16 protein-coding genes are annotated in these 16,540 nt (G+C 45.0%); 5 read left to right on the top strand and 11 right to left on the bottom strand.

Features of this window, described 5'->3' with window-relative positions; translation table 11 throughout:
• Window positions 1–6: 6 nt before the first annotated feature.
• On the bottom strand, window positions 7–213 hold the full coding sequence (locus tag AC4EHJ_RS02755; RefSeq protein ID WP_490974060.1) for a hypothetical protein: 207 nt from the start codon (window positions 211–213) through the stop codon (window positions 7–9).
• Between the two features lie 344 nt (window positions 214–557).
• Between AC4EHJ_RS02755 and AC4EHJ_RS02760 the strand changes: the two genes are divergently transcribed.
• The gene (locus tag AC4EHJ_RS02760) at window positions 558–1,253 is read left to right on the top strand and encodes a Na-translocating system protein MpsC family protein (RefSeq protein ID WP_490974061.1); all 696 of its coding nucleotides are present in this window, start codon (window positions 558–560) and stop codon (window positions 1,251–1,253) included.
• Window positions 1,254–1,300: 47 nt separating this feature from the next.
• Here AC4EHJ_RS02760 and AC4EHJ_RS02765 read toward each other — a convergent pair whose 3' ends face one another.
• The 3 genes from AC4EHJ_RS02765 to AC4EHJ_RS02775 form a co-directional block, all read right to left on the bottom strand.
• Complete coding sequence (locus AC4EHJ_RS02765; protein ID WP_490974062.1) at window positions 1,301–2,269, bottom strand: TRM11 family SAM-dependent methyltransferase; 969 nt, start codon at window positions 2,267–2,269, stop codon at window positions 1,301–1,303.
• A gap of 133 nt (window positions 2,270–2,402) precedes the next feature.
• Complete coding sequence (locus tag AC4EHJ_RS02770; protein WP_490974063.1) at window positions 2,403–3,398, bottom strand: bile acid:sodium symporter family protein; 996 nt, start codon at window positions 3,396–3,398, stop codon at window positions 2,403–2,405.
• Window positions 3,395–4,792, bottom strand: a complete 1,398-nt coding sequence (locus AC4EHJ_RS02775; protein ID WP_490974064.1) for an FAD-binding oxidoreductase — start codon at window positions 4,790–4,792, stop codon at window positions 3,395–3,397. The genes AC4EHJ_RS02770 and AC4EHJ_RS02775 overlap by 4 nt, the downstream gene beginning before the upstream one ends.
• Window positions 4,793–4,972: 180 nt before the next feature.
• Here AC4EHJ_RS02775 and AC4EHJ_RS02780 point away from each other — a divergent pair, with 180 nt between their 5' ends.
• On the top strand, window positions 4,973–5,668 hold the full coding sequence (locus AC4EHJ_RS02780) for a FadR/GntR family transcriptional regulator (protein WP_490974065.1): 696 nt from the start codon (window positions 4,973–4,975) through the stop codon (window positions 5,666–5,668).
• 59 nt (window positions 5,669–5,727) lie between these two features.
• Here the strand turns inward: AC4EHJ_RS02780 and AC4EHJ_RS02785 are convergent, their stop codons facing one another.
• From AC4EHJ_RS02785 to AC4EHJ_RS02795, 3 genes are all read right to left on the bottom strand, one after another.
• Window positions 5,728–7,158, bottom strand: coding sequence for a carbon starvation CstA family protein (locus AC4EHJ_RS02785; protein ID WP_490974066.1), 1,431 nt, complete (start codon window positions 7,156–7,158; stop codon window positions 5,728–5,730).
• 262 nt (window positions 7,159–7,420) lie between these two features.
• Entirely contained in the window at window positions 7,421–8,122 is a 702-nt protein-coding gene (locus AC4EHJ_RS02790) for an SGNH/GDSL hydrolase family protein (protein WP_490974067.1), read from the bottom strand.
• A 30-nt stretch (window positions 8,123–8,152) separates the two neighbouring features.
• Complete coding sequence (locus AC4EHJ_RS02795; protein ID WP_490974068.1) at window positions 8,153–8,455, bottom strand: hypothetical protein; 303 nt, start codon at window positions 8,453–8,455, stop codon at window positions 8,153–8,155.
• A 252-nt stretch (window positions 8,456–8,707) separates the two neighbouring features.
• Between AC4EHJ_RS02795 and AC4EHJ_RS02800 the strand changes: the two genes are divergently transcribed.
• Window positions 8,708–9,256: a TVP38/TMEM64 family protein gene (locus tag AC4EHJ_RS02800; RefSeq protein WP_490974069.1), complete on the top strand. Its 549-nt coding sequence runs from the start codon at window positions 8,708–8,710 to the stop codon at window positions 9,254–9,256.
• 63 nt (window positions 9,257–9,319) lie between these two features.
• On the opposite strand, the gene AC4EHJ_RS02805 is transcribed toward AC4EHJ_RS02800, so the two are convergent.
• The gene (locus AC4EHJ_RS02805) at window positions 9,320–9,862 is read right to left on the bottom strand and encodes a divergent PAP2 family protein (protein WP_490974070.1); all 543 of its coding nucleotides are present in this window, start codon (window positions 9,860–9,862) and stop codon (window positions 9,320–9,322) included.
• A gap of 218 nt (window positions 9,863–10,080) precedes the next feature.
• On the opposite strand from AC4EHJ_RS02805, the gene AC4EHJ_RS02810 reads away from it, so the two are divergent.
• Together AC4EHJ_RS02810 and AC4EHJ_RS02815 are read left to right on the top strand one after the other, a co-directional pair.
• Complete coding sequence (locus AC4EHJ_RS02810) at window positions 10,081–11,016, top strand: acetamidase/formamidase family protein (protein ID WP_490974071.1); 936 nt, start codon at window positions 10,081–10,083, stop codon at window positions 11,014–11,016.
• Window positions 11,017–11,098: 82 nt separating this feature from the next.
• A complete protein-coding gene (locus tag AC4EHJ_RS02815; RefSeq protein WP_490974072.1) occupies window positions 11,099–11,857 on the top strand; it encodes an arylamine N-acetyltransferase family protein in 759 nt (252 codons plus the stop codon).
• 105 nt (window positions 11,858–11,962) lie between these two features.
• Here the strand turns inward: AC4EHJ_RS02815 and AC4EHJ_RS02820 are convergent, their stop codons facing one another.
• The 3 genes from AC4EHJ_RS02820 to AC4EHJ_RS02830 form a co-directional block, all read right to left on the bottom strand.
• Window positions 11,963–13,993, bottom strand: coding sequence for a Na+/H+ antiporter (locus AC4EHJ_RS02820; RefSeq protein ID WP_490974073.1), 2,031 nt, complete (start codon window positions 13,991–13,993; stop codon window positions 11,963–11,965).
• A gap of 173 nt (window positions 13,994–14,166) precedes the next feature.
• Window positions 14,167–14,511 carry a hypothetical protein gene (locus AC4EHJ_RS02825; RefSeq protein WP_490974074.1) on the bottom strand — a complete coding sequence of 115 codons (345 nt, stop codon included), beginning with the start codon at window positions 14,509–14,511 and terminating at the stop codon, window positions 14,167–14,169.
• A 530-nt stretch (window positions 14,512–15,041) separates the two neighbouring features.
• Entirely contained in the window at window positions 15,042–16,322 is a 1,281-nt protein-coding gene (locus tag AC4EHJ_RS02830) for a mechanosensitive ion channel (protein ID WP_490974075.1), read from the bottom strand.
• Between the last annotated feature and the right edge of the window lie 218 nt (window positions 16,323–16,540).

The following is a 16,540-nucleotide window of genomic DNA, read 5'->3' on the forward strand; positions in this document are numbered from 1 at the left end:
GAATTTCTACTCTGCAACATGCTGATCCATAGATTCAGCTCGCAGTTGCTCTTCCAATGCTTGCCTTAAACTGCTTAATGCCCCCCGTTCTTTGGAGGTATCTTGCGGATATTGTTTTAAAGCGAGATCGATCAAAGCCATCTTTTCACTGTAATTTGGCAAGCCTTTATTAATGACATATTCTCCGTTCAGGATTTCCAGATAAGCTGCCAATGGTTCGCCTGCGTCAATCCTTTTTTCCAGCGTCGATAATTCGGTGAATACTCCCTCACTCCAATATGTCTATTTCTATTTTGGCACCCACCGCTCCACCAAATAATTTAATATTCTGAGCAATCGCATATATTTTAACACTAAAATTTGGAAATTAAACTGAAAAATCACAAAAAAAGAACTCACATATGCAAATCTTTTTCTCATTTTTTAAAAATTTTATGTTTCGTCATACCCTTTACCCCCGACTGGAAGTGCTGATTTCTCTGTAAGACCTGTTTACGTTATAATGGTAGCGAGTGAATTTCAATTAGAGAACCCATTGATGTCAGGAGGGCAAAATGATGCCAGAGGAAAAAGCGCTGCACGCAGAAATCAGCAGTTATTTATCAACACTGCTGCGTACGAACTTCGGCAAAGGCCCAACGTCTGTTTACGTGAGCGTGAAACGTCCTTATATCACTGTCCATTTCCGAGGATTCATGGCCCCGATGGAAGCGATTCTCATGAAGCAAAATGAGTCCAAGCGAATTCTGGAAACAAGGAGCCTGATGATGAATGATCTGCGGCAGGAAATCAAATTGCAATTGCTAAAAATTGCTGATCTGGATATCAAAGATATTTACGCGGATTGGAATCTGGAGAAAAAAACAGGCATGATCATCGCAATACTAAACGAGAAACCTTTAGAAAAATTCGTATGGCCCGATACGATCGACCAAAAAGAATTCGAAGAAAAAATCGATCTTGCTAGCTTGAAAGCCGAGAAAATTCCGGAAAAGACAGAATCGTTTTGGCTGAATGATCGAACCATTTTGGTGAAGCGTTCCGGCATTCTGGTGCGTATCGAAAAGGAATTGATCCGCAACGGATTTGTTGAAGAGCTGAAAGTAACAAAGCGGCCGCTTGAACGGCAGGTCATGAGGGAAGTCCAGCTGGAATCGGTTTTAAAAAGAGAGGTTTCAGAAATTTTCGTAGACTGGAATTTCGATGAAGATGTCAGTTACATCGCCTTTATGCTCGAGCCTAAATCTTCGTAAAAACTGAAAAAGACGATGTGCGCCATGGAATGGCGCACATCGTCTTTTTATTGTGCCGGACGTTTGAGGCATACGACTACATCACGGGTAAAGCCTGCTTTCTTAGCGATGCAGCGGTCGATAATTTCAAACCCTGCGGCGTCGATCATCGGATCAAGATTGTCCATAGTGACCAAAACCATTTTTTTGGCAAAACCTGAAGCATGCGTTAAAATCGACAGCTGTTCATCGGGAGAAGCACTCGTGTAGAGGTTATAAGGCATATCGATGATTGCGACATCGTATTGTGTGGAAACATCCGAAATCGGTCCATGCCTAACTTTTCCGTTCAAGCCGAAATGAGCAATGTTTTCAATTGAGCCCTCGACAACAAGCGGATTCAAATCCCTGCCGACGATGTCCATCCCCATCGACAACCCTTCTACCAAGACTGTACCAATCCCACAGCAAGGATCGATAGCACGGACGCCCGAAATTTCCGGTATGGCGATATTCGCCACGGCGCGCGCCACTTTCGTGCTGAGAGCAGTTGAGTATTGGCGAGGTTTTTTCATATGCTTGAACCACATAGCCTCAGACTCCGTGTAATAGCCGAAATACCAGCGGCCCCCAAGCGGCATCAATCCGAACGTGACATCCGGCTGGTGCATATCGGCTTCCCCTTCAATCGCCTGGCCCATCTGGAATTCTATCGAGCGCTTTTCCTCGTATTCAACTTTGTCGGCACCTGAAAGGCCGTTGATTTTTACGAAAAGAATTTTAAACGTTCTGCCGTCCATTTGGATTGCTTTGATTTGCTGGAGGATGCCGTCCAATTGTTCATCTTCAAACAGCACTTCTATGCGCTCTTTGATGAATGGGCTTCGGCTTGGATCGATGCCCCGCTTAGTTTTCACTATTTTCTGGCTTGTATCTTCACCGAACAATGCGCGCATTTCCAAAAAGCAAAGGGCTTCTTCATCAGGAGTATAAGCATAAGTATAGATAAATTCTTTCTGAAATGCAGGTGCTGTCAAAATAGTCTCCCATCCTTCTAGTTGTTCTTTTACAACTCAGGTTGCTGTCCAATTATATAACGAATGGGATAAAATTGCTCCAGAAAACAGTCCATAGAAAAACCTCCCCGTAAAGATGGAAGGTTTTCAATCGTTATTTGCCGCTTTTCAATTCAGCGGGTGCAGCTTTAAGATTGTGTTTACGTTGTTTAGCTGTTTCGGTTCCGGCTGGTTTTTTAGACCAAATCGTCGCTAAAATTGGCCCTGAAATATTATGCCAGATTGCGCCCCAGACACTCGGAAGTGCAGCTAGCGGACTGAAATGGGCCGTTGCAAGCGCAACGCCAAGACCCGAATTCTGCATACCGACTTCAAGGGAGATTGCCCGGCGGTCGTTTTCGCTAAGTCCCATAGCGGTTGCGATAATGTAGCCAAGCAGCAAACCTGTTCCATTATGCAAAAAGACAGCCAGGAAGACCACAAAGCCGGCACTGATGACGTTTGCTGCGTTAGCGGCAGTGACCGCTGATACAATGATCAGAATCGCTGCAACCGAGATTAGCGGCACGACAGCAATGCTTTTGCTGACGGCGACCGGGAAGAAACGCTGGACGAGCAAACCAAGAGCGATCGGTATGATGATGACTTGCATGATCGATATGAACATGGAAACCGGATCAACTGGCAGCCATTGCCCTGCCAATAACAGCAACAGCAAAGGCGTCATGATCGGCGCCATTAATGTAGAAAGCGACGTCATGGTAACTGACAACGCCAAATTCCCTTTTGCCAGATAAACCATGACGTTCGAAGCAGTTCCGCCAGGTACGCAGCCCAACAAGACGAGCCCTGCCGCAAGTTCAGGAGGCAGCTTCAATAAATAAGCGATTGCAAAAGCCGCCAATGGCATGACGACAAATTGCGCGGCCACACCGACCACTACCGGAATCGGATTGGTCAGGACCAGTTTAAAATCAACCGGCTTTAACGTCAGCCCCATGCCAAACATGACTACGCCAAGCAAAATAGCGATATAAGCTCCAAATCCTAAAAATGGTTCAGGGACCAAAAAAGCGATGACTGCGATTAAAATAACCCATACGGCAAAGTATTTTCCGGCTAATGCGCTGATTGATTCCAGTATTTTCATAGAAGTGCCCCCTTTGTTTCTGTTTTTACGTTTTTATAAGGATTCAAGAGATTATCCGGATCCAGCACCTGTTTGATTTTTTCCATGACTTGCAGTGCAGCACCGTGTTCTTGGAGCTGGTATTTCTGTTTGCCAATGCCAACGCCGTGTTCCCCTGTAGATGTACCGCCGCGCTCAAGTGCGTAAAGGACAATCATCTCGTTGAAATCTTGCGCTTTTGCTACTTCTTCAGCATCGTTCATGTCCATCATCAGAAGTGTATGGAAATTGCCGTCTCCTACATGTCCCACGATTCCGCCGATAAGGCCAAGCGTGTCCAAGTTTTCGCGTGCATGGCGCACAGCTCCTGCTAATTCCGATATAGGCAGGCAGACATCTGTCACCATCATCTTCTTGCCGGGATAGCCATGAATATATGCATAGGCCAAATTATGGCGCGCTTCCCACAACCGATTGCGTGCCGCGTTATCGGTCTCAAATTCGATTTCTTCACAGCCATGCCCTTGGACGATTTCTTCCATGAATGCAACATCCTGCTTCAAGCCGGCTTCATTGCCGTGAAATTCCAGGAATAGCGCCGGTTTTTCCTGATAAGCGGTATCACTGAATTTATTCGCTTGGCGAATGGACTCTTCATCAACCAATTCAACGCGCGCCACTGGAATGCCCGCCTGCAAAATCGAAACAACCGCTTCCACAGCGTCATTGACCGATGGGAACGATGCACGCGCCGCCGTGACATGCTCCGGAATGCCATAGACCCGCAGCGTCATTTCGGTAAAGCAGCCGAGCGTCCCTTCGGAGCCGGTAAACAAACCGTTTAGGTGGAGGCCTGAAGACGATTTCGCTGCCATGCTGCCGGTGTGGATGATTGTGCCATCCGCTAGCACCACTTCGAGGTCCCTAACCTGGTCACGCATGACACCGTATTTGACTGACGTTGTGCCACTGGCGTTCGTTGCCACCATTCCACCCAGTGTTGCATCCGCTCCGGGATCGACCGAGAAGAAAAGGCCGTATTTCTTCAATTCCTTATTCAATTGCGTACGGGTAACCCCTGGCTGCACCTTCACAAGAAAATCCTTTTCATAGACTTCCAGCACTTTGTCCATGAGCGAAAAATCGATGGTGATGCCGCCTGAAACCGGAATGACATGCCCTTCCAAACTCGAGCCCAAACCGAACGGGATGACCGGAACTTGAAACTGCTTTGAAACTTTCATAATGCGGCTGACTTGCTCCGCTGTTTCAGGAAAAACGACAACGTCCGGTAATTGCTGGCCATGATAAGATTCATCCCTGCCATGAAGTTCCCGTACTGTTTCGTTGACCGTTACTTGACCTTCTGCCAGAAAATCTGTTAAGGCTGTTAAGGCCTCTCGAATATTTGCCATGCCATTCCGCTCCTAACGTGAAAATATTTATGGATGAAAGCGCTTATACAAAATTGGTCCAACCAATAAAGTTTATTATACATAATTGTCTGAAAAATTCAATATAAGTTTTCTGACATTGATTATTCTTGCGCCAATTGATAAGGTTTAATCAGTAAATGCGTTTAAGGAGAGATTCGGATGAACGCACCAAAAAAGAAAACCTATGAACTTATCGTTGAAAAAATCGAACTTTTTTTCATCGAAGAGAAAATGGCATCGGGAGACCGCCTTCCATCGGAACGTGAACTATCGAGCCGATTCGGAGTGAGCCGTACATCGGTCAGAGAAGCCCTGAAAGCATTGCAAATGGCAGGCTCAGTAGAAATTCGCCACGGCGGTGGCAGTTACATTAAAACTACTGAGGTGGCGATGCTGAGCCGGCAGCTAGGCTCGTTGATCGAAAAAACCGAAAGTCATCTGGTCCATGAAATGCTCGAATTGCGCCGCGCGCTGGAAGTCGAATCAGCATCGTTGGCGGCCCAGCGCGCCAGCGAAGAAAACCTCCAAGGCATGCGCGATGCGCTGGCACAAATGCAAGATTCTTATAACGATGAAGAGTCCGGCGTCCAAGCTGACGTGAACTTCCACCTGCAGATTGTCTGGGCCTCACGGAATACTTTGCTGATTCAAATGGTAGAGACGCTTGCCAACAGGCTTGAAGATACCATCCGTGCAACGCGGCGCCATCGTTTCACAGAAGCCAGTCGGCACGCTGATACTTACGCTGAACATTACGAAATCTATGCAGCGATTGCCGAGCAAGACCAACAGCGCGCAAAGCATTTAATGGAGCAGCACATCGACCGGATCATGCTGGAACTGGACGCGCATTGACAATCAGTAAAATGGCTCTTTCCACTAAAAAAAGCGGACTCAATTGAGTCCGCTTTTGCTTATTCCACAACTACTGAAGTTTTAACATCGTTGACGCGGTTCTTGCGTGCTTTCACGTAAAACATCCCAATGATGACTATTGTCAGGAATAATCCTAAAATGTAGGAAACATTCAAATCGAGATTAAAACCGATTTTCTGGTTCAAGATATAGACGAATACCATGTAAGTGATAAAGACGGCAGGCGCCATCGACACCAGATAATTTTTACCTTGAATGTACAAGTACATCGTTGCAATCCACAACGCGATTGATGCGGTTGCTTGGTTCGCCCATGAAAAATAACGCCACAGCAAGTTGAAATCGATTTGTGTCAGAATCAGCGAGATAGCGAAAAGCGGCACTGCAATGACAAGACGCTTCACGATTTTCTGCTGATCCATTTTGATGTAATCCGCAATGATCGAACGCGCAGCGCGGAAAGCTGTGTCTCCTGAAGTAATTGGCAAAACGATCGCTCCTAATACGGCAATCGTCCCTCCAACTGCTCCGAGTAATGTCATGGATACTTCGTTGACAACAGCAGAAGGCGTACCTGAAGTGATGAGGCCGTTCAAGCTTTGGCCATCGAAAATGCTCATTGCGGCAGCTGCCCAGATCATCGCGATGATCGCTTCTGCAATCATCATGCCGTAAAAAATATAGCGGCCTTGTGATTCATTTTGCGTCGTGCGGGATATAATGGGCGATTGTGTCGCGTGGAAACCGGATAACGCCCCGCATGTAATCGTGAAGAACAAGATCGGGAAAATCGGCAAGTTCGCCGGGTGCATATTCGTCAACGATAATTCAGGGATTTTGTAATCCGAGAATAACAGACCGATGCCGACGCCCAAAGTTCCGATCAAAAGAATTGCTCCGAAATATGGGTATAAGCGGCCGATGATTTTATCGATTGGCAATACCGTTGACAGGAAATAATAGACGAAAATGACGCCAATCAATACACCGACCGCCACTTTGCCATCCATCAATATCGAGAGCAATGAAGCTGGTGTGGTAACGAAAACCGTTCCGACTAATAATAAGAGCAAAAGTGCGAAGAAATTGACGACATGCTTCGATGCTTGTCCAAGGAATTTTCCAGCTAGCTCCGGAATATGTGCGCCCTTATTGCGGATGGAAATCATGCCTGTCAAATAGTCGTGCACGGCTCCAGCAAAAATGGAACCGAGTACAATCCATAAAAATGCGACAGGCCCGTACAACGCTCCCATGATCGGCCCGAAAATCGGACCAGTTCCCGCTATGTTCAGCAATTGAATCATGGCATTCTTGTGTTTGTTCATCGGCACGAAATCAATGCCATCCCGGTTTGCATAGGCCGGCGTCTTTCTGGATTCGGCAGGTCCGAACAATTTTTCTATGTACTTCCCATAAGTAAAATATGCAATCACCAATATAACGATAGAGACTAAAAATGTAATCAATTTTGCCACCCCTTTTCTTTTTTGTTTCAGAATGGAACTATGATGAGTCTGAGAAGCCGTAATTGCTAAAAAAAGCCATGCTAAAGAGGAAATTTGCTTCCGATTAATCCATGGCGCTTTGCCCAGGCAATACATCGTAATTTTATCTGCAAACATTTTATTATGTTATTACTATAATATTAAATAGTCAATATTCTTTTTATTCGCACGAAAAAACCAGCCGCCCATTGGAGTAGGGTGCTGGTGGATAAAATCTTCTTTTTTAGTAGGGCTGCTGCAGTTGTTCAAGCTCATGGATATCGTAGCCGGTGGCAGCCAATGTTTTCAGCAAAAGTTCGTGCATGATTTTATAGCCTTCATCGTTCGGATGGATATCATCCAGCCAGATGGTGGTGTTCTTGCCCATCGGTTGGGTTCTGGAAATAATAACACCTTCTTCGCCGATCGCCATATTCCATACACGGAGCATGATGCCGGTGAAACCGAAATACTGAACTTCTTTTTTCATTGAATTGTACAAGTCGTTTTGGACGATGAGCGCTTCATGATTCAATCCGCGGATATGGCGATAAATGGCTAAAAGATTATTCCGGTATGTCCGCCGGATCCCTGCGAATTGGCGAATCAGCCCTTTCGCCCCTGATCCGTGGAAACCGCGAAGCAAATCGTTGCCGCCGACGTTCAACAGCACTAAATCTGCCTTGCTGATATGATGATTCCACCTGCTTGAACCAAGCCGGTCAATCAGTCCGCTGCTCGTAAGGCCATTGATGCCGAGATTGATGATATTGCAGTCCGGAAATGTTTCTTTCAAATAAGTGGAAATCCCGCCTCTGGTACCATAACCATATGCAACTGAATCCCCCAGGATTACAATATGCTTTAGGCGCAAGCCTTTTTTCGTCCCTTCGGAAGACGATGCGGCTCCATTTCGGAGAGGATAAAAGCGTCTGCTCTTTATCATACGCACACTTCCCTTCTTTGTTCGACATCCTTATTTTAACATAAAGAATAGATATTTACGAATAATCCACTCCAACCAGGAAGCCGCTTTTTTTACTTTCTCCGATAATTGGTTTAACATTTGGCTAGGAGCAAAATACGACAAAAAGAGATGGCTGATTGAAACCTTGCTTCTAATAATGGGCATCCGTATTGTCGGGGCCAGTGTGATCGATTCTGCCTTGACGACGTTATGAGTGGACGGCGGAGCGGGACCGCTCAACGACAGACTCTCCACTTCCATCTGAATCAGCTTAAGAAAAGTGTCCAACGACAACGTCAAAGTCTTGAGCATTTCCGGATCACTTATTCCATTAATGACTTTCTTAATGTGGATTGCATTATTGTGGCTGGGTTGGACTTAGCTTGATGGCAAGCGTTCCAAAGGGCTGCGTGTTGTGCCGCAGAAGGATATTGATGAGGCGTTGGCAACATTGAAAGAGAGGCGACAAATTGGTAGGGGTGATCAAGTCCAGCGCAGTCAAATCTTCATGGCATTGACTTTCTGCGCTGCACTGGCAAATATCTACAGACTGGAGCATGTAATTTGGAAACTTTCCTGCTGGATCTAGAATCCGCTATCACCGAAATGGGTTGGCTCGCGCCCCCTCTTTTCATCTTGTTCCATTTGTTTCGACCTTTGCTATTTTTGCCGGTAATTATCGTGTGCATTGCCGGCGGAGTCCTGTTCGGCTTTGTGCAAGGGGCAATTTATAACTTTATCGGATTAGCATTGATGAACTACTTTTTTTATCTCTTTATAAGTAAATTTCCGAAATTCGAAGAAAAGATCCGTTCCTTGAAAAACAAAATGCTGCCTGGCAGAACTATTTCCGTTGGCCAAGTAATGATTCTGCGGATTATGCCCTTTGTCCACTTCCACCTCTTGTCATTGTACTTGATGGAAATGACGAAAAACTTCAAGGAATATATGTATTATTCCCTTCTCGGCGTCATCTTGCCTTCAATCATCTATACAGCATTCGGCGAAGCCATTTCAGAAATGCCTTGGTACTTGACCTTGGGGATGTTCCTAATATTGGTTGGCTTGTATGCGCTGATTGGCAAAATGCATAAACTCCGGCTGCCTTTGTAGTCGAAATAAAATTAAAAAGCGCATCCCCTTTTATAACAGGGAACGCGCTTATTTATGTGTTGCTTATGATCGGCGTTTCCTTCCAGCAAGTTCGTAGCGAGTACCTGACTTCTTACGTTCCCGCCTCTTTTGTCGGCGTTCGTCATTTTCGATTTTAGCTGAAAGCAATCCGACCATTGTGCCGAATAATGCGCCGCCAAATACTTCGATTGGCTGGTGGCCCAAAAGCTCTTTTAGCTCGCTATCGCGCTTTTCAAATTCAAGGCTTGGAAAATCTCCGCTTAATGTAACGAAACTGTCCTCAAGGTCGTTGACAAGCCGTGCAATCTCACCTGTATGTCGACGGATCCCTTGCGCGTCATACATGACGATCGTACCGAATATAACGGCTAAGGCTGTTTCAGTATGGCCCGTCCCTTTATTTGCAGCTACATAGGAAGCAAGTGCTGAAACGCCGGCCGAATGCGAACTCGGCATGCCGCCGGTCGTAAACGCCTGTTTCAAGTCCCACCGGCCCGATAATTTTTTATGAGTTACGATTTTTAACGCTTGGGCTATCCCAATTGCTGATAATGATGTAATGATTCCTCTGTTCATAGTGTCCATAAATTAATCCCCCACTTTTCAATCCTATAATCAAGTTTAACTTTTCCGGTTAGTTTTTTATACCCCCAAATTTCGGTCTTTAAGCCGAAAAACAAAAAACAGCTCAAGCAAAAATTTAATTCTCTCTTTTTATGGGTATACACTAAATGTTATAGTGCGCCATTAATTGGTATACTTCATTATTTCCCTCTAATCAGAAAGCCGAAAGGAGCTTTTATGTGATCCATAACATTCCGTTGGAAACCAGGAACCTACATTCCTCATTCAGCAAACAGTACAGCCCGATTTTAACCATCCAATCGGGCGACACAATACAAGTTTCGACACCTGATATCAAATGGGGTTATTCACCTTCCCCAGACCAGCCAAAACAAATGCTGTCCTCCCGCGAACAAGAAAACCAACCCTTGCACCCGATGATCGGCCCGATCAAAATCGAGGGTGCCAAACCGGGAATGGTGCTCGAAGTCCGGACTAATGACTTAAAGCCAGGCTGGTATGGCACCAACTGGGCCGGCAAGCTTCCCGGCTGGCAAAATGAAAAACTTCAGCTGCTGGATTCTGAGAGAGTGCAGCTGGACTGGAAATTGAACGCCCAGCAAATGACCGGCAGCTGTGTCATCGGCGCTAAGGAATTCCGTGTCGGGCTCTCGCCTTTCCTGGGACTGATGGGCAATGCTCCGGCAGAAGATGGCGTATTCAGCACCAAGCCGCCCCGCTCGGTCGGCGGCAACATCGATTGCAAAGAGCTCGTACGCGGCAGCAGCCTGTTTTTACCGATTGAAGTTGACGGCGCGATGTTTTCTCTAGGAGATGGGCATGCGCTGCAAGGCGACGGTGAAAGTTCAGGCACTGCCATTGAATGCCCGATGGATTTCGTTGACGTGACGCTGATCCTGCATGAAGATTGGACTTTGGAGATGCCGCGCGCAAATACACCAGCGGGCTGGATTGCTTTCGGCTTTGATGAAGATTTAAACGAAGCGGCAGCCACCGCCTTAAACGGCATTTTGGGCTTGATGCAGGAATTTTACGCAATCTCCAAAACCGAAGCGACCGCTTTGGCCAGTGTCGCCGTAGATTTGCACATCACCCAAGTCGTTAATGGCGTTAAAGGCGTCCACGCCATTTTGCCGCATGGCGTTATCCGCTGACTTATCCATTAAGCTGTACCAATCAAAATCAATTGAACGACAGCTATGAAAAAATTTACTGCTGAAAGGAAAGATTCATTTGATGGATTCCACTGCATACTTAAAAAGGTTTCATGCATTTCCAATAGAAGAGCTTTATTTGCAGGATTTAGCCAAGCTTCAATCGCTTCATATGCAGCACGTGCCATTTGAGAACTTGGATGTAATCCGAAAAAAGCCGATTTACCTGAACCTGGAGACGATCTACGATAAAATCGTCAATCGCAATCGAGGCGGCTATTGTTATGAATTGAATGGCTTGTTTCATTGGCTGCTCCAAGAACTGGGGTTTGACGCCAAACTCATATCCGCAACTGTTCTAAAACCTGATGGCACCGCCGCAAAAAAAGATACCCATGCAGCCATTCTGGTTGAACTGGACACGGCATACTTGATTGATGTGGGATTCGGCGATTCGACAGTCAGCCCTATTCCGCTTGGAGGGGAACGACACGCAGACCATAGCGGAACCTACAGAATCGAGACGGTGGAAGACGGATTTTACCATTTGATCCGCCAAGAAAATGGAGATGACAGCGAAGAGCGCATCTTATACCGATTCAATACCAATGAAAAGAGACTAGCTGACTTTCATGAGGGCTGCGTCTTTAATCAGGTATCGAGTGAATCGACATTTACCCATGATGATCTTGCGACTCGCGCTACGGAAGATGGACGCATCACCCTTTCTGGGGATGTCCTGATTCGAACTGAGGACGGAAGCAAAAAGAAACACAGCCTGTCGCCCGAAGAAAAGACAAAAGTCCTCAAAGAGGAATTCGGTCTTGAGCTTGAGAAATAGGCAATGGCGCAGTGATGCAGCAAAAAAAGAATTTTTCCCGCTAATCTAAAGTAGCCCATAAATAAAGAGCAGCCGGCCAATGCCAGCTGCTCTTTTCTAGTATCGTTAATCTCCATATTCGTACAACGTGATGCTTTCCAAATGGTTGACATAGCGTCTTAACTCTTTGGCTTGTTCTCTTGTGATGTCACCGCGTTCATACATTTTATAAATCTCTGAACGTCCTTTGTCCATCACGACAATTCGCAGCTCTTCTTTCAATAATTCAAAATGTTCATTGTACCGGGAATCCGGACGTTTTAACCCACCGATCATTTGTTTATAATCGGTGATGACCGCCTGCATCATGTCCTTGTAATCATTTTCAGCGGCCAGCACTTCTAATTTTTTCAGGCCTTTTTGGAGAGCCTGCAATTGGATTTCTTTCGCTTTTTGTATTTTCACCAAGCGCGTTTCCTCGTCTTTGACATACTGGCCGCCAAACCGTTTGAACGCACGAGCCAATTTCCCTTCGATAAAGACGATGATCGACCGGAATCCTTTTGAAATGGCTTGTTCTCTGCGGATCAAGGATTTATCGAAAGCATCGTAGACGTCTTCTTTCATTCCGCCCTCTTTGTAAAGGCTGTCGATATAATGGCGTTCTTCTACCAATGCCGAAAAACGGATTTCCCGCATGCGGTCCCTCAATATTTTCGTGCCTTTTTCAAGGGAACTTTCGTCAAAATCCAACTGGTTAAGGCGCATCGTATATTCATCGATCAACTCATAAGCTGCTACTTCGTTCTCGACATTCAACTCCGCCTTCAGTTTTTTGAGAGATGCCAGCAAAATTCGGCGGCGCGCTTCTTCTATTTCAAGCTTCGCCCCTTTTTGTTCCTCTGTCTCTCCGATGCTGAATAATGGCAGCAGAATCGTCGCAGCAATCAATGTAAATAAAATCGTACCGGCTGCTAAAAAGATGATCAACGAGCGGTTCGGGAAGTCATCGCCATTTTCCATTAAATACGGAATTGACAATACGCCGACCATTGTCACCGTGCCGCGAACGCCGGTCAAACTGACCATGATGGCAGTCTTGACTGTGGGTTTGTCCAAGTCATCTAGTTTGCCCCGTTTGTATTCGTAATACGCGTAGAGATAAGCCCACACTAATCGGATGCCTAAAACGGCCAGTGCAATAGCTGCTACATAGGACAGCAAAAGCAATCCACTGATGTTTTCGTTCTCAAGCACGCCGCTCATGGATGATGGGATGCTTAATCCAAGGAGCAGGAACACAAAACCGTTCAAGATGAACAGCAGAATTGTCCAGATGTTTTCGGTCAGTATTTGCTCTTCAGCAACGAACGTTTCCGTCCGCTCGCGAACAAGCGCATGGAGAATGCCGGCTACGACAACTGCAATAACGCCGGACGCATGAAGCACATCTTCTGTAATATAAAAAATCAAAAATGGCGTGAGGATGGACAGGAGAGATTGAAATGTTACATCGCTGATCCCCTGCTTTCGAAGCATATAGCGGATGCCAGTCACCAAAAGACCGAGAATCAAACCCAGGAAAAGTCCGGCTATGAATTTATACGAAAAATCGATTGCGGCTTCCTGTACGGAAAAATAGCCGGTAACGACCGCGGCAACTGCGTAATTGAACGCCACTAGGCCTGATGCATCGTTGATCAGCGATTCCCCTCTGACCAGATTTAAAACTTTTTGCGGCAAGTGGATCCGTTTCGCAATGCCATTCACCGCGACAGGATCTGTCGGCGAAAGAATCGCCGCTAAAGCGAATGCGGCAGGAAGCGGAATATCGCTGATGAGCCAGTGTATGAAATATCCGCCGGCGACTGTCGTTATCAGCACCAGGAAAATTGCATTGCCGAGTATTGGCCCGCGCATGCGCCATAATTCATCACGCGGAAAGTTCCTGCCATCGCTGTATAGCAATGGCGCGATAAACAGGAGCAAAAACCATTCCGTTTCAATTTCCAAGGAAATATCATCGAATAATACGACCACCCCTACACCAAGTGCCACTTGGATTAAAGCAGTTGGGATAAATGGCGTGTAATGGCTGATGATATTGGAAATCATTAAACAAAACAGCAACAATAATATAATCAATAATAAATCCATAAACATTCTCCAATCTAGCCGTTTCATGTAATCTATTGTATACCCTTAAATGAGCGCTTATGACGCCTGCTGCATCAATTTCAAAAAAAATCAAAAAAAAAACGCCCCATTGTAAGAAGCGAATAAAATAACAGACCTATTCTTTTCACTCTACAAAATGGTTTCATAATTCTTTAGAATTTAGCGGTATGGATCGGTGCAACAAAATAAAGTTCTTTCGGGCACGTTTTCGCTGTTTTGACCAGTTCTATAAAGACATTTTCTGGCACCACAAAATTCTGGATGCGGTTTGGCAGTTCAAGCACCTTTTCCGTCGCATTCGATGCTTTTACTTCATCTATATCAACCCAAACCGATTCTCGCTCACTCATTTTCTTTCCACCGCTCACATACGTTTGTTCCCGGCATAATCTCGCAAATAACGTAATGAGTGTTTCTCCTTCTTCATCATGGACATTCTTAGACCTTACAAAATAATAAGCGACTGACTGCTGCGGCAAAAGCTGTTTTTGTGTCAAAATGGCACACCCCTTTTCAAGTTTCTGCGTGAATTGAAGAAATAAAATGGGAAAACTGACTTTTAACTTATGTAAAGTCGGCATAAGCTTCTTTAGAATGAGATCTAACCAGAGGGACTAAAATGCCAATCTTCCCTTCAAAATCCATGAGCTAAACGACTCACCAGTAGAAATAGGCTTAAAGTTGCCTTTGTGAGGTATATAAGAAACTTTTAAACTAATGATTATTTGAATCTGCTAACATATATAATATACTACAACTAATAGGCTACTGCAATAAGTTAAGAAAGTAAATAAATAATAAAAAAATATTTTTTTAAATAAAATACAAAGTTTTTTATTATGGGATTTCCTTAATCTTATTATTAGTAGTGACTATTATCTCATACGAGACTTATTTGAATTTACGGCTGCCTATAATGCCTCTTTTTTAGCCAATGCCTTAAAATCTTAAACTCAATGGAAAAAAGCCGAGCAGTGTATAAAAGCTGCTCGGCTTACCATTAGATCACTCTTTTTAAAAAACTTCCTTAGAAACTTCTAAAGTCATCGTTAGTCGGCGGATTCGGTTTCTTTTCTTCCGCTTCCGCTTTTGCTTCAAATTTCTCCAATTGGCGTTTGGCCATATCGCGGCCGCCGATGCCGAATGCGATCGCAAATGCAACTGCAAGGCCCGCTACGATGAAGAGGAATGCCAGATTGACAATATTCGTTGCAAAGTTCAATTGATCCAAGGTCATGAAAACAGCCATGATGATGATGGCGTATTTAACAATGCCGCCAGTCATCCGGTTGCCGGAAGACTTGGTGATGTAATTGCCCAGAAGGTTTGCACCGACAATACCTACGCCCAGGATGATCAATGCACTTAGTACAAGCGGCAGATAATTGATGATCGCAGAGCCGATGTTATTCAGTACATCCAATTGCAATACATTCAAAGCTTCGACTGTGAAGAAGATGATGATCAATACCTGAACAACTTTGCCGATGATTTTTGCCAAATCGAAGGTTGGCACGTTCGGATTGCTGCTGGTATTCAAGTAATCGGAAACATTGTCGATTCCCGTACCTTTCAACAAGCTCGTGAGAAGGTCCCCGATAAACTTCCCAATCATGACCCCGACGATAATCAAAATGATTGCCACGAAGATATTTGGAATCATGTTCAGCACTTGGTTCAGCATAGAAGTGATTGGTTGTGAAATCGATTCGATTTCAAGCGTCTCAAGTGCAATTGTGACAATCGGAATAAGAACAAATACGAAAGCCACATTCCCTAGAACATTCGCAAGTGTATTCTTATCGCTCGCCGACATTTTTTTAGGCGTGTCCGTCTTTTTTGTCAGCTTATTGAACCAACGATCGATGTTCACCGTAGTAAGCAGCGTCACAACAAGATTTTTCACGAATTTTGCGATGAAGAAACCAAGGACCAAAATGATTGTGGCCATCAAGAGATTAGGCAGGAAAGCCAGCAATTTGTCCATCATATTGGATATCGGTCTTGCAACTGCTCCCATGTTCAATTGTTCAAAGACACTTGGCAGGAAGAGGATAAATACTAAATAATAGAAGATCTTACCGATGGAATCCAGCTTGGAATCCGCATCCTCCACTGTTTTAGCCATGTGGCCCTTAACCATTGCCCGGTCCGCGCCGATTTTCTTCAATCCTTTTTGGAAAATCATGCGCACGATTGTCGCTACTACCCATGCGACCAATAGCAAAAGGATTGCGCCAAGGATGTTCGGCAAGAAATTGACAACGTTGTACCACATGTCCCTAAATGCAACTGTAATGTCATTCATCTTCATTTCTCCTTTCAGGTTGTATTTGTAGCAAATTAAAATAATTGCTACTATTATATTCCCCTTTTTTCGAAACTAAACCCAATTCCCCTAACTATTCAGATAATTTATTACTTTTGTCCTGATGCTCTTTTTACCAGCTTTCCTCCCCTATGTTTAGGATTTGTGTTATGCGGAATAATAAGAAGGCAACTCTTTAAGGAAAGCAGGGATTTTAC

It is taken from the genome of Planococcus sp. TJ-301, from assembly GCF_058268475.1.